General features: G+C 61.0%; 10 protein-coding genes. 9 read left to right on the top strand and 1 reads right to left on the bottom strand.

Annotation, left to right across the window (positions count from 1 at the left end; all coding sequences use genetic code 11):
* Positions 1-4: 4 nt before the first annotated feature.
* The 9 genes from IEY52_RS15635 (at position 5) to IEY52_RS15675 (ending at position 23,368) form a co-directional block, all read left to right on the top strand.
* Positions 5-850, top strand: a complete 846-nt coding sequence (locus IEY52_RS15635; RefSeq protein WP_229684833.1) for a carbohydrate ABC transporter permease — start codon at positions 5-7, stop codon at positions 848-850.
* Positions 851-928: 78 nt separating this feature from the next.
* On the top strand, positions 929-2,377 hold the full coding sequence (locus tag IEY52_RS15640) for a glycoside hydrolase family 32 protein (protein WP_189003973.1): 1,449 nt from the start codon (positions 929-931) through the stop codon (positions 2,375-2,377).
* 466 nt (positions 2,378-2,843) lie between these two features.
* The gene (locus IEY52_RS15645; protein ID WP_189003975.1) at positions 2,844-10,256 is read left to right on the top strand and encodes a type I polyketide synthase; all 7,413 of its coding nucleotides are present in this window, start codon (positions 2,844-2,846) and stop codon (positions 10,254-10,256) included.
* Complete coding sequence (locus IEY52_RS15650) at positions 10,244-14,416, top strand: non-ribosomal peptide synthetase (protein ID WP_189003978.1); 4,173 nt, start codon at positions 10,244-10,246, stop codon at positions 14,414-14,416. Before IEY52_RS15645 ends, IEY52_RS15650 begins: the two co-directional genes overlap by 13 nt.
* Before the next feature lie 14 nt (positions 14,417-14,430).
* Positions 14,431-18,969: a non-ribosomal peptide synthetase gene (locus tag IEY52_RS15655; protein ID WP_189003980.1), complete on the top strand. Its 4,539-nt coding sequence runs from the start codon at positions 14,431-14,433 to the stop codon at positions 18,967-18,969.
* Positions 18,966-20,543, top strand: coding sequence for a GMC family oxidoreductase (locus IEY52_RS15660; protein ID WP_189003982.1), 1,578 nt, complete (start codon positions 18,966-18,968; stop codon positions 20,541-20,543). Before IEY52_RS15655 ends, IEY52_RS15660 begins: the two co-directional genes overlap by 4 nt.
* Positions 20,533-22,098, top strand: a complete 1,566-nt coding sequence (locus tag IEY52_RS15665) for a GMC family oxidoreductase (RefSeq protein ID WP_189003985.1) — start codon at positions 20,533-20,535, stop codon at positions 22,096-22,098. The genes IEY52_RS15660 and IEY52_RS15665 overlap by 11 nt, the downstream gene beginning before the upstream one ends.
* Positions 22,098-22,802, top strand: coding sequence for a 4'-phosphopantetheinyl transferase family protein (locus IEY52_RS15670; protein ID WP_189003987.1), 705 nt, complete (start codon positions 22,098-22,100; stop codon positions 22,800-22,802). The genes IEY52_RS15665 and IEY52_RS15670 overlap by 1 nt, the downstream gene beginning before the upstream one ends.
* Before the next feature lie 101 nt (positions 22,803-22,903).
* Entirely contained in the window at positions 22,904-23,368 is a 465-nt protein-coding gene (locus IEY52_RS15675; RefSeq protein ID WP_189003989.1) for a DUF1775 domain-containing protein, read from the top strand.
* An 83-nt stretch (positions 23,369-23,451) separates the two neighbouring features.
* Here IEY52_RS15675 and IEY52_RS15680 read toward each other — a convergent pair.
* On the bottom strand, positions 23,452-25,937 hold a 2,486-nt coding region (locus IEY52_RS15680; protein WP_229684834.1), incomplete at its 5' end, for an alpha-amylase family glycosyl hydrolase.

Raw genomic sequence — 25,937 nt, forward strand, 5'->3', positions numbered from 1 at the left:
GGTCATGATGAAGATTTTCAACCCCTACAAAGCCCTCAGAACCCTGGCTGCCGTGGTGATTCTGCTGTGCGTGCTGGTTCCCCTCTCCATGATGGTGACCCTCAGCCTCAACCCCAGCGAGGAAAACATCCTGATCAACATGGGCACCCTCCACGCTTTCATTCCTGAAACGGTGTCTCTGCAGAATTACAAAGAGGTGCTGAACGACCCCTACCAGCCCTTTGCGCGTTACCTGCTGAACACCCTGCTGGTGGTGTTCTGCACCGTTGGCGCAGGCATCTTCATCAACTCTGCAGCAGCTTTTGCCCTGGCCTGGGGCCGGGGTGGGTACCGCAAGATTTACCTGATGGTGATCATCGCGGTCTTTGTGATTCCCGGAGAAGCCCTCACCATCCCGTTGCTCTTGCTGGTCAGCAAATTCGGCTGGATCGACAGCTACCAGGTGCAGATCGTGCCTTTCATCGCCAGCACCTTCTCGATCTTCCTGTTCTACCAGTTCTTCTCCAAACTGCCCCAGGAACTCATCGAAGCCGCCAGAATCGACGGGGCGAGACTCTTCCAGATCTACTTCAAAATTGGCTTTCCCTTAAGCACCCCCGTGATTGCCACCGTGTCCATCCTGGGTTTCCTGGACGCCTGGAACAGCTACCTCTGGCCCCTGATGGTCACCCGTGGCACCGAATTCCGCCCGCTGGGTGTGGCCATGGCCGCTTTCTTCGGCACCCAGCAGGCCTACTGGGGCAACATCATGGCCTTTGCCGTCCTGATGACCCTCCCGATCATCATTGTGTTTCTGGTGTTCCAGAAGTACTTTGTGACCTCGGTGGTGGGGTCAAGTGTGAAGGGATAAACAGCCCTCGGCAGCAAGCGAAACACATGACCTGTTCAAGCACCCCCATCCACCATCTCCACTCCTCCAAGGACCCCCATGACCCATGACCCTGTGACCCTCACCGTGCAACCCTACGCTCCCCACCACCGTCCTCTGTTGCACTTTGCTCCAGCGAAAAACTGGATCAACGATCCCAACGGCCTGATTTTCCTGAATGGAGAGTACCACCTGTTTTTCCAGCACAATCCCCACGGCACCGACTGGGGCCACATGAGCTGGGGGCATGCAGTGTCAAAAGACCTGCTGCACTGGGAAGAACTCCCGGTGGCCCTGGAAGAAGACGATCAGGCCATGATTTTCTCTGGTTGCTGCGTGCTGGATGCAGAAAACACTTCAGGGCTGGGCACACCACTACACCCACCCCTGATTGCCCTCTACACCGGGCACCACAGGAATGAAATCCAGTCCCAGCAACTCGCTTACAGCCTGGACCAGGGGAGAACCTGGACAAAATATGGCATCGTGCTGACCGAGAACATCCCTGATTTTCGGGACCCCAAGGTCTTCTGGCACCCGGAAACACAGCAGTGGGTGATGGCCCTGGTGCTGGCCAGTGAGCATCAGGTGGTGCTGTATGGTTCTGCAGATCTGCTGTCCTGGCACAAACTCAGCACTTTTGGACCTGCTGGACACACCGGAGGCATCTGGGAGGTGCCCGAGCTGCTCAGGCTCTCTGATGACTCTGGACAGGAGCACTGGGTGCTGAAAGTGGATTTGAACCCCGGCGGTCCGCATGGAGGTTCAGGGTGCCAGTATTTTGTGGGGCATTTCGATGGTCAGGCTTTTGCAGCCACCCAGGAGGCAAAGTGGCTGGATCACGGCAAGGATTTTTATGCTGCCATCACTTTTGCCAACACAGCAGACCGCACCGTCTGGCTGGCCTGGATGAACAACTGGCAGTATGCCCGCGACCACATCCACAGCACCTACAGCGGTCACATGTCCCTGCCCAGGGAAATCCATCTGGAGCAGACCGAGAGTGGACTGGTGCTGGTCCAGCGTCCTGTGCGCGAACTGGATGGGGTCTGGTCCCAGTTGCAGACCCTCCAGCAGGTGCAACTGAACGCCCTGGATCAGGTTGAACTGCTGCACCTGCCTGCTGCTGCGCTGGACGCACAACTGTCTTTCAGTGCCACCCCCCACAGCGTTTATGGCCTGAGCCTGCATTGTGACGGACAACTGGAATGGACCCTGGAATTCCAGCCTGATCAGGAAACCACCGTGCTGACCCGCAGGGGGCAGGTCTGGCAGGAGGGCTTTCAGGGCAAACACGCGGCTCCCCTGGCTGCAAAAGGGCTGCTGGATGTGCGTCTGATTCTGGACCATTCTGCACTGGAGGTCTTTGTGGACTCTGGAAAACAGGTGTTCACCGAGGCGTTTTTCCCGGCTGAAGGTTTGGTCAGCCTGTTTCTGTACGTCAAGTCTGGCAGTGTGAAATGCCAGATCGAAGGGGCCAGGGGGCCAGCGGTGAAACCTGAAACCTGAGCCAGGGTCAGGCGTGAACAGCAGTGTGGAGAGGTGAGCAGCTGCACTGCTGTTTTTGGTTTGAAAGTTTAGAAAACAAACTTTCTTTCAGGGAATCCTGCGGGCTTCTGGATGCACTGGTGTTCAGTACGGGAAATCCTGCAGGGCAGATCGGGGAATTGCTGGAGTTGTCGGTCTTGCGGAAAAATTACTTTTGCATTACACTGGCTTTCGAAACCACAACCTCCAAAATTTGAAAACGGTGCAGCTTTCTGCTGTCAGGCCGTCATGGCTGTTTTTAAACAATGGCCACGTGGCCATGTGGAGAAGATTGAGCGGCGGTTCACACCGGAAAGCTCCATCTGAACCCCAGAAGAGATTCTGGGCTGTGGCACTGTTGGCTCGAAATGGTCACGTGGCCATTCCAGAAAGCACCACAATGACCATCCTGGTCTGAACCCCCTGAAACACCGCAGGCAGGAGTGAAATGCAAGACATGATCCCGGCAACAATGGTCCCACAGCAGTGGAAACCCCTGGTGGTTCAACTGCAGCAACTGGCCCAGCAGCATCCTGAACGCACCGCCATGGTTTTTCTGAAAGATGGAGAAACGGCAGGCGACCCCCTGACCTATCAGGATCTGGATCAGCGGGCAAAGCATCTGGCCGCACACCTGCAGGCCAGATGCCTGCAAGGGCATCCTGTGCTGCTGGCCCTGCCTTCCGGGACAGAGCATGTGGTGGCCTTTCTGGGCAGCCTGTATGCGGGAGCCATTCCTGTTGCCGCTTACCCTCCCACGGGCAGCCTGCACGCCCGGCGACTGGTCCACATTGCCCTGGACTGTCAGGCCAGAGGCATTTTGTGCCAGCAAGCACTGCGCCAGCAGGACACCAGCGGAGAATTTCAAAAGTTGCTGGCTGCAGACCTGCCCTGTGAATTGCTGCCCATGGAAGACCTGTCACAACCCTGCGCCTCCAGCTGGATTTCTCCTGAAATCACCCCGCAGGGGCTGGCCTACCTGCAGTACACCTCGGGTTCCACCAGCCAGCCCCGGGGCGTGATGGTGACCCAGCACAACCTCACCAGCCATTTTGAGCACCTGCAGGACTTGCTTTCCCTGACTGCGGAGGATGTGTTTGTCAACTGGTTGCCCCTCTCCCACGACATGGGAATCATCGGGGCGGTGCTGCAGCCGCTCTTTCTGGGGGCCACACTGGTGCTGATGTCTCCTGCTGCTTTTGCCCAGCGTCCCATGCGCTGGCTGGAAGCCATCAGCCGTTACCGGGGCACCGTCAGTTTTGCCCCCAATTTTGCCTATGAATGCTGTGTGCGCAAAGCCACCGAAAAAGACCTGCAGACCCTGGACCTCTCCAGCTGGCAGGTGGCCGTCAATGCCGCCGAGTCCGTGCATGCCTCCACCCTGCAGAAGTTTCAGGCCCGCTTTGCGTCCTGTGGTTTTCAGCCCGCAGCCTTCAGTCCAGGGTATGGTCTGGCAGAGGCCACCCTGTTTGTCAGCGCTGCTGCTCGCCTGAAACCCACCCAGCTGCATGAAGGCACTGCCGCAAACGCCCATCCCCACACCCTGGTGGGATGTGGTCCCACCGGAACCTTGCAGGTGGAACTGGTGGACCCGCACACCCGGCAAGTCTGCCCTGAAGGCACCGAGGGAGAAATCTGGATTGCTGGACCCACCGTGGCCGCCGGTTACTGGCAGCGTCCAGAGCAGACCGCCCACACCTTTCAGGCCCATCTGGAAGGTGGCAGTGGGCCTTTCTTGCGCACCGGAGACCTGGGGGTGCGGCAAAAAGGACAGCTGTTCATCTCGGGGCGCATCAAGGATGTGCTGGTGATCCGCGGATGCAACCACCATCCGCAGGACATCGAGCAGACGGTCACAGAGGCCCATGAGGACCTGGAACCGGGCCGGGGGGCCGCGTTTTCCATTGAGGAAGGTGCCGAAGAAAAACTGGTGGTGGTGCAGGAAATTCGCCGCAGCAGCCGCAAAACCTTTGATGCCCAGCAGGTTTTAAAGCAGGTTCAGCAGGCTGTGGCAGAGCAGCATGGTTTGCAATTGCACGCCCTGGTGCTGTTGAAACCCGCATCCATCCCCCTGACCTCCAGTGGAAAAATCCAGCGGCAGGCCAGCAAACACCAGCACCTGCAGGGCAGATTTGATCCCCTGTTTGTCTGGTCTGCTCCCCAGCAACCTGTCCTGGAGTCCAGTCCTGGCCCAGACCCGGTCACCCTCCAGCCGGACCTGCAAGTGCTGCACTGGCTGAACATCTGGCTGGCAGAGCACACCGGACTGCCTGCGGAACAGCTTGACCTGCATGCGCCTTTTGCTGGTTTGGGGCTGGACTCCCTGAGCATGCAATCCCTGATCGGGGACCTTTCCGTCTGGCTGAACCGGCGGTTGCCCGCCACCCTGCCTTACCAGTTTCCCTCTGCCCACTTGCTGGCCCAGCACCTGATGGGGGGGATGCCTGTGCCGGAGAACCTTCCTGCGCCTGCCAGAGCACCAGAATCCGACACACAACCCACCATGACAGCATCCACCCCATCCAGAGAAGGTGTAGCCCTTGTGGGCATGGCCTGCCGTTTCCCCGGAGCAAACACCCCCGAAGCCTTCTGGAACCTGCTTTCAACAGGACAGGATGCCATTCGGGAAGTTCCGTTGTCCCGCTGGGAAGCTGCGCAGCACCACCAGTCCGGTCCTCTTGCTCCGGGCAAGATGAACACCCGCTGGGGTGGCTTTCTGGACGGGGTGGATGAATTTGACGCCCAGTTCTTCGGGATTTCTCCGCTGGAGGCCCAGAGCATGGACCCCCAGCAACGCCTGCTGCTGCAGACCACCTGGCATGCCCTGGAAAACGCAGGTCTGGACCCGGATGCATTGAGTGGCAGCAACACCGGGGTTTTTGTGGGGGTGAGCAGCCACGATTACCACGACCTGCTGCGCTCGCATGGCGCTGCTCTGGGTGCACACGCAGGCACCGGGAACAACCTGAGCCTCACCGCCAACCGCATTTCTTACACCCTGAACCTGCAGGGTCCAAGCTGGGCGGTGGACACGGCATGTTCTTCTTCTCTGGTGGCACTGCACCAGGCACGGGAAAACCTGCTGGCCGGACACTGTGATCTGGCCCTGGTGGGTGGGGTCAATTTGATCCTCTCTCCAGACACCACCATCGTGTTTTCCCAGGCAGGCATGATGGCTCCGGATGGCCGCTGCAAGACTTTTGATGCCCGTGCAGATGGGTATGTGCGCAGCGAAGGGTGTGGGGTGGTGGTGCTCAAACGGCACAGTGACGCCATCCGGGACGGAGACAACATCCTGGCCCTGATTGCAGGTTCTGCGGTCAATCAGGATGGTCGCAGCAACGGCCTGACCGCCCCGAATGGTCTGGCCCAGCAGCAGGTGATGCATCAGGCGCTGGCTGCCGCAGGGAAATCCCCCTCTGAAATTTCTTTTGTGGAGGCGCACGGCACTGGCACCCGCCTGGGGGATCCCATCGAGGTGGGCAGCATTCAGGCGGTGTATGGTCGGCCTGCAGCAGGGCCGTTGTGGATGGGATCGGCCAAGACCCACATCGGGCACCTGGAGGCTGCAGCAGGACTGGCGGGACTGATCAAGGTGGTGCTGTGCATGAAGCACCGCCAGATTCCCGCAAGTTTGCATTTTCAGCAGCTCAACCCGCAGATTTCCCTGAATGGCACCCGCTGTGACATCCCCCGCACCCTGCAACCCTGGAACAGCAACACCATGCGGGTGGCTGCGGTCAGTGCCTTCAGTTTTGGCGGCACCAATGCCCATGTGATCGTGCAGGAACCGGAACCCCGTTCGGAACCCTGGCAGATGCTGGTGTTCTCGGCCAGGCGGGAATGGTCCTTGCAACAGCTTGCCCACAGCCACCTGCAGTGCCTGCAACACCCCTTGCAGGAAGGCCAGTCTTTTGCGGGTCTGTGCCTGAGTGCCTCAGGGCAACGTGCTCACCATGCCCACCGCATGGCCGTGCTGGCCCGTTCCGCCCCGGAAGCGGCGCATGTCCTGCAGGACTGGCAGGAGGGGGAGACGCCTCAGAATGTGCTGGTGGGACATGCCCCCCAGGCCCCCAGGGTGGCGATGCTGTTCACCGGACAGGGGGCTCAGCATGTGGGCATGGGTCTGGAACTGCATCAGAGCAGCAAAGTGTTTCGGGATGTGCTGGACAGGTGTGACTGGTGGTTGCAGCAACACCAGGGCTGGTCTCTGTTGACCGTGTTGCGGGGCAACGATCCAGAACTGGACCTCCAGCAGACCCAGTATGCCCAGCCTGCGCTTTTTGCGCTGGAATACGCTCTGGCCTGCATGTGGCAGAAAGCAGGTGTTCGGCCTGAGGTGCTGATGGGGCACAGCCTGGGGGAATACGTGGCGGCCTGCATCGCGGGGGTTTTCAGCTGGCAGGATGGCCTGAAACTGGTGGCTGCAAGGGGTTACCTGATGCAGCACAGCACCCCTGAAGGCGGCATGATGGCTTTGCATGCTCCGGCGGACCTGGTGGTCCGGGTGCTGAAGGTGGCCGGGAAGCAGTCCCTTCCAGACATTTCCATTGCTGCCCACAACAGCCCTGAGGAACTGGTGCTCTCCGGCACAACAGAAGCGGTGGCCCGCATGATCCATCACTTTGAAGGGCAGGGCGCAAAAGCCACCCTGCTGAAAGTGAACCGGGCGTTTCATTCTCCCCTGATGTCTTCCATGCTGGAGGCTTTTGAACGCTGTGCCCGTGAGGTGCAGTACCATGCCCCTCAGCTTCCCGTGGTGTCCAACCTGACCGGCAAGCTGGCTGGACCTGAACTGGCCACTCCGGAATACTGGGTGCAGCATGTGCTTTCCAGGGTGGAATTCGCTGCGGGCCTGCAGACCCTGAAGCAACTGGGCTGCACGGCTTTCATTGAAGCGGGACCCCATTCGGTGCTGACTGCACTGGGCCAGCCGCAGGTGCAGGGACGCTGGTGTGCCAGTTTGAAGCGGGGCATCCCTGAAGACCAGCAGTTTCTGCGCAGCCTGGGTGAACATTACGTGGCAGGAGGGACCATCAACTGGCAGGAATGGTCACGTGACCACCTGCAAGACCGCAGCACCCAGCCCCACCACAGCCTTCCTGCCTATCCTTTCGTGCCAGACCGCCACTGGTTCACCCCCCAGCAACCTGCTGCCGTTGTGCAAACAGCTTCAGACCAGCATCCTTTGCTCGGGAAACCCCTTAGGGTGGCAGGATCATCCCAGCAGCACCACGAAAACCATCTCTCAGAAACTTCTCCCTGGTTCATTGCCCAGCACCGGGTGGGGGAACAGCCTGTGCTGCCTGCAACTGCGGCCATCGAATGGGCCCTGGCGGCCCTGCAGGCAACACAACCCGGACAACCCTGGACCCTGCAGAACCTGGTCTTCCAGCGCATGCTGGCGTTCCACTCCGCAGAGCCAGTGCCTGTCCAGATGGTGCTGGAACCCCACTCACAGGGCTTTCAGCTGAAAGGCTACAGCCTGAAACAGCACAACTGGATGGAACACTTCACCCTGCAGGGCCTGCCTGCAGCAGAAGCCCAACCAGAGATGTTGCACCCTCAGGCTTTGCAAAAAAATCCGGTCCGCCCTGGAGCAGAACTTTATGCCCACCTGCAAAACCTGGAACTCGATCATGGTCCAGCTTTTCAGGGGGTCAAACAATTCTGGGTGCAAGACCATCAGTTGCTGGCAGAAATTGTTGTTCCAGCAGCCTTGCAGGACGCGCAGAAATACCAGATGCACCCAGTGGTGCTCGATGCCTGCCTGCACCCCATGCTGCACTTTGTGCCTGCTGCAAGAGGGGCCGTGGTGCCTGTCGCCATGAAGCAAGTGACTTTCTGGCAGGCGTTGCCCACCCGGATCTGGTGCCACGTGCTCTGGCACGGCAAGCAACCCTCAGGCTGCTTCCTGGCCGACCTGACCCTCTACAGCACCCAGGGGGAAGCCCTGGCACAACTGCAGGGCGTGGAATGCCGCAGGCTGGGACAGGAGCCAGAAGCTGCAAAGCCAGTTTCCCTGCCTGTTCCTGCAGAATCCATAGGGTACTTCACCGGCTGGAAACCCCTGGGCAGTGTTGCTGAGCAAGCGCCTGTGCCTGCCTCAGACGGACACTGGCTGGTGTTCAGCCCACAGGCCGAGCAGGCAGAAGCCTGGAAGCAGGCCTTCACCGAAGCAGGACACCCTGCGCTGGCGGTGTCCTGTGGCCCCCGCTTTGAAGGCCCGGAAAACGCCACCCTGCGCATCGTTCCCGCATCGGAAGACAGCTTTGCAAAACTCTTCTTGCACCTGAAAGACACGGGAAAAACCCTGCGGGGGGTGGTGCTGCTGCCCGGCCAGATGCAGGCAGGCCAGACGGTGCCCGAGGCGCACCTCGCCCTGACCTGCCCTGGTTTTCTGCTCTTGCAGCACCTGCTGAACACCCACCCTGACCAGAAACCCGAGGTGCTGATGGTCACCGCACAAAATCCGGCAGAAGACACCCTGGCCCACAGTGCCCTGGCTGGACTGGCCCTTGCCGTGAAGTCAGAACACCCCCACCTGCCCTGTGTGCACTTTGAACTGGAAGCCCTGCAGCCTGACCTGCTCCCAGACATGCTGCAAGCCGTTCAGATGCTGGCCGGATCAGGTCGCCTGAAACATCAGGCAGGGGAGTGGCAACAGGCCACCCTGCAACAACATCCCCTCAAGGCAAACCCCGAAATCCCCTCCATTTCCCCTGAAGGCACGTACCTGATCACCGGAGGCCTGGGAGACCTGGGTCTGGAAGTTGCAGGCTGGCTGCAAAAGCAGGGCGCAAAACACCTGCTGCTGGTGGCCCGCCACCCTTCCGAACAGGCCGAACCCCGCATCCAGCACCTGAAGCAGGCTGGAGCGCAGGTCACAGTGATTTATGCAGATGTGGCCGATGCCAGCGAAATGCGGCAGCTCTTCGGGCACATCAAACAGCACCTGCCGCCCTTAAAAGGGGTGATCCATGCTGCAGGCACCACCGACGATGGTTTGCTGCAAAACCTGACCTGGCCCCGCTTTGCAAAAGTGCTGGAAGCCAAAGTGCAGGGGGCATGGAACCTGCACTGCCTGACCGCCCCACTGCCCCTGGATTTCTTTGTGCTGTTCTCCTCGCTGGCTTCCCTGCTGGGCCAGCAGGGGCAGGCCAGTTACACAGTGGGGAATGCTTTCCTGGACAGCCTGGCCCACCACCGTCAGGCCCTGGGGCTTCCGGCCCTCAGCATCAACTGGGGACCCTGGGCAGACACCGGGATGGCGGCCCGCCGCAAACTGCTGGCGCAGTTTGCCCTCAGGGGCGTGCAGGGCCTGACCACCCCGCAAGCCTTGCAGGTTTTCGGAAGCGCCCTGCATTCCGGAATGCCCCAGCTGGGACTGGCCAACATCGACTGGGTGCAGTACAGAAAAAACACTGCTGGACGCTTTGATTCTCTGCTTTCCGGGATGCCTGGAGAGGCCGGGACCACAGAGCCACCCCGGACAGACCCCATGCAGCTTTCCCCTGATGAGGCCAAAAGCCACATCCTGCAGGAGGTTTTCAGAACCACCACTGGAATTCTGCAACTGAATTCGCGCCAGCAAAACGAACTGCACCCCACTTTTGCCCACATCCCCCTCAGCACCCTGGGGCTGGATTCCCTGCTGGCCCTGGAATTGCGCAACCGACTGCTGTCCTCCCTGCAGGTCGATGTGCCCCTGCAGCATTTCATGGGCGGCCTGACGGCGGCAGAAATCAGCGATCTGATTTACAGCCACTGGCTGCTGAAACAACTGGCTGCCCCTGCACCTTCCTCTGAACACACCGCTGAACCCGAGTCTGAAATTGAGGTGGAAGAATGGACCCTCTGAACGCCCTGCTGACCGAACTTTCCCGCCTGGGGGTGCACCTGGAGGTGCGCCCTGGACCACAACTGGCGGTCAGTGCCCACAAAGGCCGACTTTCCCAGGATCTGCTGGACCGCCTGCAGCAGCACAAAGCAGAGCTGCTGGCCCACCTGTCCCACAGGGCCAGCCCTGCAAAACCCCTGGAAGCCATTGTCCCGGATGTGCAAAACCGCCACCTCCCGTTTCCGCTGGGAGACCTGCAAACCGCTTTCCTGATGGGAGACAGCGAGGGCTTTGAGTTGCATGTGCGGCCCCATTACTTTCTGGAACTCGAATTTGTGGACCTGGATGTGGAACGTTACGAACAGGCCCTCAATGCTGCCCTGTACCGCCAGCGTTTCAATTTGCTGCACGTCACCCCGGATGTGCAGCTGCAGATTCTTCCCGAATTCGTGCCGCTGCACATTGCCGTGCAGGATCTGAGGGGGCTGCCTGACAGCGAAGTCCAGCAGCGCCTGCAGTGCACCCGGCAGGAACTGTCCAGAAAAACCCTGCCGCTGGACCACTGGCCCTGGCTGGATTGCCGCATCAGCCTGTACGGTGAAAACCAGGCCAGACTGCACTGGAACAACAACAACTTTTTCAGCGATGGGTACGGCACCTTTAAACTGCTCTCCGACACCCGCCGCCTGTATGATGACCTGTCGCTGGTTTTGCCGGAATTGACCCTGAGTTACCGCGATTGCGTGCTGGCCCTGGAGAACCTGGAAGCCGCAGAGCAAGGACAGGCTGCCCGCAAATACTGGCTGGACCGCCTGCCGGATTTGCCCGGACCGCCGCCCATCCCGCTCAGAACGGGTTTCCAGCCCAGACAGCGTTCGCACCTGGAGCGCCGGGAACGGGTGCTGCCTGCCAGGGTGTGGTCGGCCTTCAAAGCGCAGGCCAGACAGCAACGCCTGACCCCCACCAGTGCTCTGTTTGCCGTGTACGCCGAGGTGGTGGCCTGCTGGAGCGGCGAGCGGCACTTCCTGCTCAACAACATGATGACCCACCGCCTGCCCCTGCACCCGGAAATGAAAGAGGTCCTGGGCAACTTTGCCTCGCTGTACCCCCTGGAGGTGGACTGGCGGGGCAACCACCCCTTTGCTGCCCGTGCCCGTAAATTGCAGGTGCAGCTCACCAGTGACATGCAGCACACCAGTTTCAGTGGCGTGAAGGTGCTGCAGCACCTCAACCAGCAGCAGAAAACCCCCGGCAAGGCCCCCTGTCCTTTCGTGGTGGGCAGTGGCCTGTTCATGGATCCCCTGCCAGAGCCGTATTTTGGTTGCCTGGAAACCCCGCAGGTGCTGCTGGACCACCAGTTCTGGGAACTGCAGGATGGTCGCCTGTGGGTGATGTGGGATGTGGTGGAAAAAGCCTTCCCGGAGGGCCTGCTGGACGACATGTGGGAAGCCTACCTGGGTTTGCTGACCCGACTGGCCGAAAACCCGGAGTTCTGGCAGCACTCCAGTTTCGATCTGCTGCCCGAATCGCAACGCCAGCAGCGCACGCAGCTCAACCAGACGCGCCGCCCGACCCCCCGTGGTCTGCTGCAGGACCAGCTGGCACAGGGAGCACAGCGCTTCCCTGAGCGTCTGGCAGTGGTCACCTCGCAGAAAACCCTGACTTACGCAGGGCTGCACCGCCAGAGCAACCAGCTGGGCCACGCCCTCTTGCAGGCCGGGGTGCGGCCCGGAGACCGGGTGGCGGTGCTGCTGCCCAAAGGCTGGGAGCAGGTGGTGGCGGTGCATGGCATTTTGCGGGCCGGAGCGGCCTACGTGCCCATGGACCCTGCATGGCCCGCCTCACGCATTGAGGGGTTGCTGCACAACACTGCGGCGTCCTGTGTGGTGACCCTGCAAGACCTGCAAAACGCGCTGCCTGCGGGCCTGCCGGGGGTGTGCCTGGATGACCCGGCCCTGCAACACCTGCCAGAAACCGCCCCCACGCGGGTTCCACAGGCCTCAAATCTGGCTTACATCCTGTTCACCTCGGGATCCACCGGTTCTCCCAAAGGGGTGATGGTGGACCACCGTGGCGCACTGAACACCATCCTGGACATCAATGAACGCTTTGGAATTGCTGAGGGGGATGTGGTGCTGGGGGTTTCCGCCCTGCACTTTGACCTCTCGGTGTGGGACATTTTTGGCACCCTGGCTGCCGGGGCCACCCTGGTTTTGCCCGATGCCAGCACCTTATTTAACCCTGCCCACTGGCTGGAGTTGCTGCGCACCCACACAGTGACGGTGTGGAACTCGGTGCCTGCCCTGCTGCAACTGCTGCTGGACGCTGCAAAAACCGCTGGCGTGGCCTTGCCTTCCCTGAAAACCGTGCTGCTGAGTGGCGACTGGATTCCTGTCACGCTGCCCCCGCAGGTTCAGCAGGTGGCCCCCCATGCCCACATGGTCAGCCTGGGAGGAGCCACCGAAGCCTCCATCTGGTCGATTTTTCACCCCATCGAAACCCTGGCAGAAGGACAGACCAGCATCCCTTACGGCAAACCCCTCTCCAACCAGAGCTGGCATGTGCTGGATGAACAGGGACGGCCTGCACCCAACTGGGTGCCCGGTCAGCTGCACATCGGCGGCATGGGGCTGGCGCTGGGATACTGGCAGGATGCGCAGCGCACCAGTGCTGCGTTTGTCCACCACCCTGACCTCAAAGAGCGCCTGTACCGCACCGGCGACCTGGGACGTTGTCTGCCCGATGGCAGCATCGAATTTCTGGGCCGCCTGGATTCCCAGGTCAAGTTGCAAGGCCTGCGCATCGAACTGGGCGAAATCGAGCATGCACTGCTGTCCCACGAAAAGGTGCATCAGGCGGCAGTGCTGCTGCAAGAAGGCAAGGCGGGCAGGCACCTGCTGGCCTGTGTGGTGCCCCAGCAGGATGAAACCCCACCGGACCGCGAAAGCCTGCTGCAACACCTGCGGTCCCTGCTGCCCGCCCAGATGGTTCCTGCAGGTGTGGTGCTGCTGGAGCAGCTTCCCCTCACCCCAAACGGCAAACTGGACCGCAAAGCCCTCTCCCAGAGGGAACCCACTCAGCCCTCAGAACAGCAGGACCCCACCCCACCCCGCACCCCCACCGAAAAAGCCCTGCTGCAGATCTGGCAGGAGGTGCTGGAGGTGCCAGTGCAGTCCATCCACCAGGACTTCTTTGCACTGGGAGGGCAATCTTTCGGGGCCGTGAAGGTGATGACCCGCATCGAGCAGCAGTTTGGGAAACGCCTGCCGCTGGGGGTGCTGCTGGAAAGCCGCACCCTGGCCCGACTGGCCTTGCACCTCACCGAAACCGCCCCGGAATCCTCTTTGAGGGTGAAATTGAACGCTGAAACCCAGGGCACCCCCCTGTTTCTGGTGCACCCGGCAGGCGGTCAGGTGCTGTGCTATCAGGGGCTGGCAGAGCGATTGGAACGCCCGGTTTACGGCATCCAGGCAGCAGGTTTGCAGGGACAGACCCCGCTGAACCAGCTGGACCAGATGGCGCACCGCTACCTGCAGGAGGTGCGGGAAGTGCAGCCGCACGGTCCTTACCTGCTGGGAGGCTGGTCTTCGGGGGCAGTGATCGCCTTCGAGATGGCAAGGCAACTGGAACAGCTGGGGGAAAAAGTGCTGCAGGTGATCAGCCTGGACGGTCCTGCTCCGCTGCAACACGACCCCATCGAGGACCGCAGCTTGCCGCTGTGGTTCCTGGAAGACCTGGGCATCGGCATGCAACCTGATGTGATCTGGCCCCAGGAGCTTCCTGCTGGCCCCCTGCACCAGCAACTTGCCTGTGCCCTGCACATGTTGCAGGAACGCCAGGGCCTGACGGTGGACCTGGATGTCCAGAACCTGATGCAGATCTTCGGGATTTTCCGGGGGGTGCTGGAAGCCACCAGGTGTTACCGCCCCACCGCCATCCAGGCCGATCTGCTGGTGTTCCGGGCCACCTCTGGCATGGTCAGTGAATTCAGGGACCATCCGGCAGGAAACCGGATGGAGTGGGGCTGGTCCGGCCTCACCCACGGAAAAGTGCGCTGCCAGTGGGTGAAAGGCACCCACCACACCCTGCTGCACCCCGAACACCTGCCTGTGCTGGCCCTGCTGCTGAAACACCACCTGAACCCCGAACACCCCGCATCCCTGGTTGGACCAGGGCACTGAAGGAGCACCCACCCATGGAACACTTGCTGGCAGACCTGAAAAAACGGGGCATCCGGCTTTCCCTGCAGGGAGACCGCCTGGACATCCAGGCCCCCAGGGGAGCCCTGTCCCAGGAATTGCGCACAGAACTTCTGAAACACCGTGAGAAACTGCTGGCATTGCTGCGTACAGCACGCAACACCCCTGCCCTGGATGTCCAGGCTCTGGTTTCCCGTCCTGCAGAGCGTTTTCAGCCCTTTCCGCTGACCGACCTGCAACACGCCTACTGGCTGGGTCGCGCCGAAGGCCTGGAAGGCAACACCGCCACCCACTTTTACCTGGAGCTGGACTGCCAGAACCTGGATGTGGCAAGGCTGCAAACCGCCCTCCGTCAGCTGATCCAGCACCACGACATGTTGCGTGCGGTGGTGGATCCTTCCGGGATGCAGCGGGTGCTGCCCGAAGTGGAGCCATACCAGATTCTGGTGCAGGACTTTTCTGGATTTCCTACAGACGAAGCAGAACAGCGCGTCCTGCAGATGCGTGAAGCCCTGTCCCACCGTGTATGCGACCCTGCCGTGTGGCCGCTCTTTGAGGTGCAGGTCACCCACCTGCCCGCAGGCCATGACAGGTTGCACTTCAGCATGGACATGCTGTTCTTCGATCTGGGCAGTTTGCTGCTGTTCTTCGAGCAATGGAAGGAGCTGTACCAGCAGCCCCATGTGCACGCATCCCTGCTGCCTGAAACCCCTGGCCCTGGCTTTCGGGACTGGGTGGAGCAGGGCAGAGGAGTACAGCCACAATCCCGGACGTACTGGACCGAGCGCCTGGACAGCCTGCCTGCCGCTCCGGGTCTGCCGCTGCGTCTGGACCCTCAGGCCCGCAAGGCTCCCCGTTTTGCCAGAAGGCAGTTCCGCCTGCCCCAGGAAAGCTGGGAGATTCTCAAGGCCAGAGCCCTGCAACATGGCCTGACCCCCTCGGGTTTTCTGCTGGCTGTGTATGCGGAGGTGCTGTCCCGCTGGAGCCACACTGCCCATTTCACCCTGAATGTGACCCTGGTCAGCCAGCGTCCTGCAACGCTGGAAGGGGTGGCGGGAAATTTCACCTCGGTGGTGCTGCATGAAGTGGATCACCAGAATCCTCAATTGCGCTTTGTGGATTTTGCCCGTCAGGTGCAACAGCAATTGCTCAGTGACTTGCAGCACGCAGATTTCAGCGGGGTGGCGGTGCTGCGTGAATGGAGCAAGCAGCGGGGCACCACCCTGCAGGCCGCCATGCCGGTGGTGTTCACCAGTGGTCTGGGCAAAAAGGGCAGGGATGCGGGTTGCCTGGAAGGGCTGGGCCGTCAGGTGTTCGGCATCACCCAGACCGCGCAGGTGTGGCTGGACCAGCAGGTGATGGAAGTGCACGGGGATTTGCTGTGCATCTGGGATGCTGCCGAGAAGGTCTTTGAACCTGGCGTGCTGGATGAGATGTTTCGGGCCCAGCACACCCTGCTGCTGCAACTGCTGCAAGATGAAACGCTGTGGGACATCCCCGATCCACTGACCCTGCCTGCCCCGCAGGACAACACCCCCGCATTTTCCGTGCCCCTGCCAGAAAGCCCCCTGCATGCGGATTTCGTGCGGCAGGCTCTGGAGCACCCTGAGCGGGTGGCCCTGATTTCCGGTCTGCGCACCCTGACCTACGGGGAACTGCTGGCGGCGGCTGTTTTTGTGGCCGACCAGTTGCAGGATGTGCCTGCTGGTGAGCCCGTGGCTGTTCTGATGCACAGGGGCTGGGAGCAGGTGGTGGCGGTTCTGGGGGTGCTGCAGGCGGGCGGAGCCTACCTGCCCATCGAGGCCAGTTTGCCCCTCAAAAGGCAGCGTGAGCTGCTTCAGATCAGCCAGACCCGCCATGTGCTGACCCAGCCCTCCATAGAGCATGAAGTGCCAGCAGGTCCCTGGAAAACCCTTGCCGTGCAGGCTGGACAGCAATCCACCCTGGCAGAGCGCCACCAGAAAACCCTGCACCTTCCGCTGGACCAGCTCGCCTACATCATCTTCACCTCGGGAACCACTGGCGTGCCCAAAGGGGTGATGGTTGATCACCGGGGGGCCAGCAACACCATCCAGAGCATCAACCAGATGTTTCAGGTGGGACCAGAAGACCGCATCCTGATGGTGTCCTCGCTGGCGTTTGACCTCTCGGTGTATGACCTTTTTGGACTGCTGGGTGCCGGAGGAGCCGTGGTGCTGCCCGACGCAGACCGTCACCAGGATCCCATGCACTGGCAGGATTTGCTGCAGAAGCATCAGGTGACCCTGTGGAACTCTGCCCCCCAGTTGATGCAGATGCTCACCAGCACACCCCACACAGCACAACTTTCCCGTTTGCGCACCGTGCTGCTCAGTGGGGATTTCATTCCGCTGGATTTGCCGGACCGCATCAGAGCACAACACCCACAGGCCCAGGTGGTCAGCCTTGGGGGGGCCACTGAAGCTTCCATCTGGTCGATCTTTCACCCCATTGGGCAGGTGGATCCCACCTGGAGCAGCATCCCTTACGGCAAGGCATTGCCCAACCAGAGCATGCAGGTGCTGGATGCCTGGCTCAGACCCTGCCCTGAACTGGTGCAGGGACAGATTTTCATTGGAGGCATCGGTCTGGCAAAAGGGTACTGGCAGGACGAAGAAAAAACCGCTGCCCGCTTCATTCATCACCCCCGAACTGGAGAACGGCTGTATGACACCGGAGACCTGGGCCACCTGGACCGGGAGGGACGCATCCGCATTGCAGGCCGGGCCGACCAGCAAATCAAACTGCGCGGCCACCGCATCGAACCTGCAGAAATTGAAGCTGTGCTGCAGCAACATCCGGCTGTGAGGCAGGCCCAGGTGGTGCTGCAAAAAGGACCTTCAGAGGGGCGGCAACTGGTGGCTTTCATTGAAACCTCTGCCACGGACCCGCACACATTGCGCCAGCACCTCACGCAGCACCTGCCCGATTTCATGGTGCCCCGGCATCTGGTGCTGCTGGACCAGTTGCCGGTTTCAGGCAATGGCAAACTGGACCGCCAGAAACTGCTGGACCTCGCCTCACACCTGGAAAGTGGCCCCGAACACCTGCCGCCCCGCAACGCCACCGAGCAGCAGATTTTTGCAATCTGGCAGGAGGTGTTCGTTGGAATGCAGTTCGGGGTGACCGACAGCTTCTTTGACCTGGGAGGAGATTCGGTGATGGCCACCCGTCTGGTGCGGGACCTGAACGCCTGCCTGCCGGATTTTCAGCTGGAAATGCACGACCTCTTCGAGCACATCACGGTGGCAGAACTCGCGGACTTTTACCAGAACCAGCGGGAAGTTGTGCTGCTGGAAGAAGTCCACACCCCCCAGGCAGCACACAGCGAAACCCAGATGCTGTCGGACGTGCAGGAAGCGGTGCTGCAGATGGAGGGCTTTGATTTCGGTTTGCCTGCAAGGGAGCATGCCCGGCAGCCCCGGCACCTCTTGTTGACCGGAGCCACCGGGTGGGTGGGGGCACACGTGCTGTTTGAACTGCTCTTGCAGACCCGGGCCACCGTGAGCTGTCTGGTGCGGGCCAGCCACCTGCGGGAAGGCCAACAGCGCCTGATGGCCGCCTTGCAGAGGCATGGCCTGATGTTGCACCCTGGCTGGCAACAGCGCATCGAGGTGGTGTGTGGCGATCTGGACGCTCCCATGCTGGGCCTTGAACGTCCAGTGTGGGAGAGGCTGGCGGCAGAACTGGACGGCATTTATCACCTGGGGGCCTCCCTGAACCTGATGGTCCGCCCCCACTACGCAGACCACCGCCAGACCAACACCCTCTCTGCGCTGACCCTGACCAAACTGGCCACCCAGATTGTGCAAAAACCCCTGTTTTTCCTTTCTCCCATGACGGTGGGCAGGAGGTACCACCAGGGTCAATTTGAGGTGTTGCATGAAGAGAAATCTTACGGCCCCCAGGGGCTGATGACCGGCTACGCCCAGTCCAAATGGGCCGCAGAGCAGGTTTTGCTGGCCGCCGCCCGACGGGAGTTGCCCGTGAGAATTTACCGCACTTCCCACGCCCTGCCTTCCAGCAATGGGCACATCAAACCCGAAGACACCTACTGGAATGTGCTCAGGGTGGCCTGCCAGACCGGGGTCATCCCGGAATGGGAACATTCCCGCCTGAATGGAATGCCAGTGGACATCCTTGCCCGTCTGCTGGTGGAAGACACCCTCTCGGGCGATGTGTACAGGGGCATCATCCATCTGGACAACCACCATCCCCTCAGCATTCAGGACATTTTGCAGGCCATGCTGGGCAGAGAGGCCCCCGTGCTTCCCCTGCAGGACTGGCTGGAGCTTTGCCGCCAGAAAGCTGAGATGCTGCCAGACGTGGGGGCGGCCCTGGCCCGCTGGCTTTTTGCCGAACAGAACGCAGACAGCACCGTGCAGCGCATGTTCTTTCCTCACCCCATCGACACCACCCATTTCACCAGCCGTCAACTGGAGTCCCGGCTTTCCCACCTGACCCCCACCCGTTACTGGCAGCAACTCGGTGCGCAACTGAAGGGCTTGCAGACATGACCCCTGTTGTCTCCCATGATGTGCTGGTGGTGGGCGGAGGCGCAGCAGGGGCCGTGCTGGCCAGTCGCCTCTCTGAACACCCCGATTGCCGGGTGCTCCTGCTGGAAGCTGGCCCTGCAGAGCCTGCAGAGGCTTCCCAGCAAAAGGCCATCCTGAATCCCCTGCAACCCGCTGTGCTGCCCGGACTCAACTGGAAAATCCGCACCTTCATCCGAAGTGAAAGCGCAGGGGCCATCTGGCACTGCGAAGCCGGAAAACTGCTGGGAGGCTCCAGTGCCGTCAACACCGTGCAGGCCCTGCGCGGCCTTCCTGCAGACCATGACGCCTGGGCCGCAGAACTCACTGATCCAGGCTGGTCCTGGGAAGGGGTGCTGCCCTTTTACCGCAAGCTGGAAGATGACCCCGCAGGACCGGACACCCTGCATGGCAGGGGAGGCCCTGTGCCCATCCGCCGGGAAAGCAAAGCAGAACTGACCTCCCTGCAGCAGGCCTTCTGGCAATCCTGTATACAACACGGTTTCTCTGAAACCCCGGACCACAATGACCCCCACAGCAGGGGAGTGGGCATGATCCCAAAAAATGTGTTGCAGGGCGTCCGCATGTCCGCAGTGCACACCCATCTGGCCGCTGCAAAGGGGCGTCCCAACCTGCAGGTGGTCACTGGAGTGCAGGTGCACCGCCTGCTGTGGGACAGGGCCGGGCGCTGCCTGGGCATTGAAGGAGATGCCAGGGGCCACAAAGTGCAGTTCCAGGCAGACCACCTGGTGCTCTGCGCCGGGGCCCTGCACACCCCGGCCCTGCTGATGCGCTCCGGGATTGGGCCAGCAGAGGCGCTGCGGATTCTGGATGTCCCCATCCGGGTGCACCTGCCTGGCGTGGGCCAGAACCTGCAGGACCATCCCGGTGTGGGCATCTGGGGGGTGCCTGCTCCAGGCCTGTCCCAGGGTGCTGAACCCCTGCACCAGGCCCTCCTGCGCTGGACCTCCAGTCAGGCTTCTGCTGCTCCAGATTTGCATTTGCGCCTGCTGGGAGGGCTGGATCCACAGGCCCTCTTTCCAGAACGTGTGTCCACAGTGGGCCTCCCGCAGATGGGTGGCCTGCACGTCTGCCTGATGAACTCAGCCTCGCGGGGAAGCGTGCGTCTCGTTTCAGCAGACCCCCACACCCCTCCCCGTGTCGCCCTGAATTTGCTGTCTGATGCGCAGGACATGCCCCCCCTCAAAGAAGGGGTGCGTCTGGCCTGGGCTTTGTTGCAGCAGTCCCCTTTGCAACAAGCCTTCTATCAGGTCTTCGGATGGAGTGAACGGCTGATGCGCTCCGAAGTGGCGCTGGAACGGGCCATCACCACTTATGTGCGACCCAGTGCCCACCTGGGAGGCACAGCCCGCATGGGTCTTTTCCCCGACCTGGACGCAGCGACCACCCCCACAGGTCAGGTTTACGGCGTGGACAACCTGTGGATTGCCGATGCCTCTCTGTTCCCCACCCTTCCCAGTGCTCCCCCTCACCTCAGCTGCCTGATGGTGGCAGAGAAAATTGCCGCAGGACTGCAGGAGAAACTTCATGCCTGCTGACCTTCCAGAAAGCGTGTTCTGGGACGATGTGGTGGTGGGGGCAGGCAGCGCTGGAGCGGTGCTGGCCAGTCGCCTCTCTGAACAACCCTCAAGAAAAGTGCTGCTGCTGGAGGCTGGCCCCGACTTCCCCGACCCGTTGCCTGCCGAATTGCAGCAATCCTTCACCCCACTGCTGGAGGGGTACCACTGGAACCTGCAAGCCCGGCAACGCCAGGAAACCAGGGCAGCCACCCTGCCTTACCCCCAGGCCCGCATCACCGGAGGAGGGTCCAGCATCAACGGCACCCTGGCCATGCGGGCCTTGCCTGAAGATTTTGCACGCTGGGCCAGCAGAAACCTTCCGGAATGGACCTGGGATCAGGTGCTGCCCCACTTTAAAAAACTGGAAACCGACCTGGATTTCCCGGATGCCATCCACGGCACAGATGGCCCCATGGTGGTGCAGAGGTACCCCCAGAAAGACTGGCACCCGCAGCAGACTGCATTTCATGCGGCCTGTCAGGCGCTGGGTTTTGCCCACCTGCCAGACCTGAACGCCACATCAAAACCAGGTGTGGGAGCCCTGCCCCTGAATCGCACCCAGCAGGGCCGGGCTTCCACTGCCAGCACATACCTTGCTGAAGCCAGACAGCGACCCAACTTTTGCCTGCTTTCTGGCTGGGAGGCCAGACGCCTGCTGCTCGCTGGTGGGCAGGTCACGGGTCTGGAAGTGAAAGACCCCCAGGGACAGCTGCGCACCGTGCAGGCCAGCAGGTTCACCCTCTGTGCTGGAGCCATTCACAGCCCGGTGCTCTTGCAACGTTCTGGGATCGGGCCGCTGGAGGTTTCCCGCAAGCTGGGCATCCCTGCACACTTTGACCTGCCCGGTGTGGGCGCAAACCTGATGGAACACCCCGCCGTGTTGCTGTGGGCGGTTCCTGCAGCAGGCACCAGTCAGGCTGAAGCGCCCTGCCACCAGACGCTGCTCAGAACCTCCAGCACCCCGCACCGGCCCAGCAACCCAGCAGACCTGAACCTGCTGATGCTCAGCAACGTGCAAACCCGCCACATTCCCCGCCTCACCGAAGCCCTGGAGTCCCCGCTGGCCTGCGGCATCTCGGTGGTGCTGGCCCACCCTGCTTCACGTGGACGGGTGTTCCTGACCGACCCCCACAGTTCTCCCATCATCGAGCTCAATCTTGCCAGTGACCCCCAGGACCTGCATGCCCTGATGGCCGGGGTGCGTCTGGCCTGGAAACTCCTGCATGCACCGGTGTTCTCAGGACAGATGGGGCCGGTGTTCCTGTGGACGGAACGCATGATGCAAAACGATGCCCTGCTGTGCCGGGTGATTCAGTCCATGGCAGGGGCCTCCCTGCACCCCGTTGGCACGGCCCAGATGGGACCCCCTGAAGATCCCCTGGCCGTAGTGGACGGTCATTTCAGGGTGCATGGGCTCAGCAACCTGCGGGTGGTGGATGCCTCGGTGATGCCTGTGATGCCCGGTGCCCCCACCAGCCTGACCTGCATCATGCTTGCCGAAAGGGCCGCCGAATGGATGAAACAGGAAGGCTGATGGACGCCAGAATCCCACCAGAACCTCCGGCAGAAATCCCAGCAGAAATCCCGGCAGAAATCCCGGCAGACCTGCTGTGCCAGCAGATCCAGCACACCCTGCAAAGCTGGCTGCCTGCAGGATTCCAGACCTGCTGCGCTTCCGCCTCGCTGGACCTGCCCATTCCTGATGCAGAGAAGAGCCTGGTGAGCAGGGCGGTGCTGTCCCGTCAGGCAGAATTCATTGCTGGCAGATGGTGTGCCCATCAGGCCCTGAAACGCCTGGGTCAAATTCCTTGCACCCTCCTCACCGGAAGACTGGGGCAACCCCTCTGGCCTGAGGGTGTGCAGGGCTCCATCACCCACGAATCCGGCATCTGTCTGGCAGCCGTGGCCCCAGATCAGCTGTGTGCTGGACTGGGCATTGACCTGTTCGATGTGCGCAGGTCCGTGGTGGGACTCTCGGGTCTGATTTTGAATGCCCGGGAGCAAGAAGAAACCCATCCGCTGGGATGGATGTTCAGTGCCAAGGAAGCGGTGGTAAAAGCCGTTTCTGCCACAGTGGGCCGGTATCTGGAATTCACGGAAATCCAGCTTCGCCCTGCAGAACAGACGTTCCAGGCCCATGTGCAAGGCATCACTGCAGCAGGCAGATGGGGGAGGGTGGGGCCTTTTGTGCTGACCGTGGCCCTGCTTTCTGCAGATTCCACAAGGAGCAACCTATGAACGCAACACCTTTTGCTGTGTTGCCAGGGGTTCGGGATCCTCCCCTCCAGCTTTTGCCCTTTTCATCCGAATTTTGAAACCCCGAACCCCAAGGAGCTTTGATGTTGAACACGAAAACCTTCAAGACGCTTTTCGCCTCCTCCGCCCTGCTCTGGTCTGCTGCCCAGGCCCATGTGGTGGTCACCACTGACACCGGAGCTTTTGAAAGCCAGGCCGGAAAATACCAGATTTACCGGATGATGGTCCCCAATGAAGCAGTGATGCCTGCCGCCACCACCAGGGTTCGCCTGCAGGTCCCAGAAGGCATGGACATCTGGTGGGTGAAGCCCGTTCCCCGCTGGACCTACACCCTGGAAAAAGACGCAGCAGGACGCACCACCGCCCTGGTCTGGCAGGGCATGCTCAAACGCAATGAATTCGAGTTGTTCTACTTCTTTGCGGTCAACCCAAAAGAGAAAGACAGCATCCTGCACTGGAAAGCCCAGCAGACCTTCATTGATGGTACGGTGTGGCCCTGGGATGGGTCTTCGGATTTGCGGCCAGACAGCATGACCCTGCTGAAATAAAAAGCAACAGCAAGGCCCCACTTTGTACAAGGTGGGGCCGATTCAGGAAAGGAGATGCAGGCAGAAAGGGTTGCTTCAGGAGGTTACTTCAGGAAGGCCAGACCACTGCGGTCTACCACTTTGCCAGGGGCAGGAGTCAGGCTGGATGAGAGCACGTAAGCCCGCAGGTTGCCCTGTCCGGGGGCGCTCAGGGTCAGGGTGCCGCCTGTGACGGTTTTGACATCCCCGGTGATTGCATCGGTGTAGGTCCCGTTGGGAATTCCCGTAAAGGTGGCGCTGCCAGAAGCGGCCACCAGCACAAAGCTGTCCACGGTGCTGCTGGTGAAACGGCGCTTGAAGGCCATGGCGTCTCCAGAGACCCCCTGCAGGCTGTACTGGCCTTTTTGCAGCGCAGGGATGGCCCGTCTGATCAGGTTCAGTTGCCGCACATGCTGGGCCAGCGGGTTTTCCAGGGTGGCAGACAGGTTTCCGGTGGCGTTGCTGTACTTGCCAAACCCGCTCACACTCACGGAACCGGTGATGTTGTCTCCGAAGTAAGCCCGTCCGGTGGTGGAAATGGGACCCGTGGGGCCAATGTCGGCGCGTGCCCCTTTCATGAATTCAATCTCAGAGCCGTAATACAGGGTGGGAATGCCCCGGAAGGTGAACATCACATTCAGGTTCTCGGCCCAGGCTGCGGTGCCGCCCGCATAGCGGTTGTCGGTGTCGGGGCCGTAATCGTGGCTGTCCACGTAAGTCACGTTCCAGGTGGCATCGCTGTACACCTGATCGTTGCCCACTGCCGTCTGGAAGGCACTGCGGGCACTGCCGAAATTCCAGTGCATCGGAAAGTCAATCACATCCAGACCGCTGCGGATGCTGTTGTCCGGGGCATGGTAGCTGTTGCCGCTGAGCAGGTGGTTGCTGCTGGTGGGCTGCGTGGAGGGGTTCTGGTTGTCGTTCCAGCTCTGGAAGGCAGAGGCCTCGTTGATGGTGCGGTCCGTGCTGCTCCAGGGGTAGGCTTTGTTCTCCGCCCAGGTGTAAAAAGGCACCGAAATGGCCGGGATGTTGTGGTTCCAGATTTCATGCACCCGCTGCGCGACTTCCCCGAACATGTAGAAGTTCTGGCCGCCTCTGGCTTTAAAGGCTGGATTGAACACCTTGTTGAAGGTCAGTCGGGAGATGTGCTTGACCGTGTCAATGCGGAAGGAATCCACCCCCATGTCGATGTACTTGTTGTAGGCATCGATCAGGTAGTTGTAGGTCAGCGGATTCTCGGTGTTGAGGTCCACGCAGTCTCCGGCAATCTGGCTGGTTTGCACGGTGTAACTCTCCCACCCGAGGTCCTTGCTGTGGTGGTAAATGCCCTGGGTGTCGGTGGTGTCTTCCTTCATGGCGGTGATGCGGGCCTGGAACTGCGCAGCAGGGGTGAGGGTGTTGTAATTGGAGGGGAGCAACCCAGGACGGGCAATGTTCAGCAGGTTCTCGGGGGTGTCTGCCTTTGTGGGGTCTTTCTTGAACAGCGGATAGAGGTTTTCCTCCCCGAAATTCCCGGTGTGGTTCAGCACGATGTCCTGGATGATCTTCATGCCGCGTTTGTGCACCTCATCGATCAATGTCTGGTAACCGATGCCCTGTGAAAGGTACCTGGGGTCCACTTCCTTGAAGTTGCTGGCGTGGTAGCCGTGGTAATCGTAACCGGAGATGTTCTTGACCACCGGGGTGATCCAGACTGCAGAAAAGCCCAGTGCCTTGATGTAATCCAGTTTGTCGATCAGGCCCTTGAAGTCGCCTCTCCAGCAGGGATCTCCAGTGGGGTTTCCTGCAGCGTTGTCGTCCCAGCAGCGGGCGTTGTTGGAGGTGTCCCCATCAAAGAAACGGGTGGTGATGGCAAAGTAGATGGTTTCCTCGCGGAAATCGGTGCGGGCCACGGGTTTTCCAGGGGTCACGCGGGTGGTGAGGCCTGTGGATTCTGCCCCTGCACTGTCCACACTGACCACCTTGAAGTCGTAAGCGGTGTCCGGGGTCAGTGCACCGACGGTGGCGGTGCTGGTGGTGGCATCCAGCGTGGCAGAGAGCGTGTAGGTGCTGCTGGTGGCCAGTTTGCTGTAGACCTTCTGCGCCTTGGTTTTGCAGTCCGTGCTGGGGGTCCAGCTCAGGCTGACACTGCCCGGTCCAGCCGTTCCCGTCAGTCCTGTGGGGTTGCCCAGGGCCACATTGCACCCTGCCACCGTGGCATTCAGGGTCACCCCCGCAGATTCCAGACCATTCCCAACGCTGGTGATGCGGTAGTTGTAGGTGGCTGCAGGAAGGGCGGCATCGGTGTAATTCAAGACGGTCAGGGGAGAGGAGGTCAGTCTGGTGTAAGCCGTCTGGGTGCTGGTTTTGCGGTACACGTTGTACCCGCTCACCCGGCAATCTGCAGGAGCCGTCCAGCTGAGTTTCACATTGTCGGTTCCGGCGGTGGCTGCAGGGGTGGCGGGTTCCAGCAAATTCCCTGAAGGCATGGCAGGGGCGGAAACCCAGGTGCCAGTGTTGCCGTCATACCAGCCGTCTGCCGTGCGACCCGTCAGATCCGGCGTCTTCACTG

This window comes from Deinococcus roseus, from assembly GCF_014646895.1.
GTDB lineage: Bacteria > Deinococcota > Deinococci > Deinococcales > Deinococcaceae > Deinococcus_C > Deinococcus_C roseus.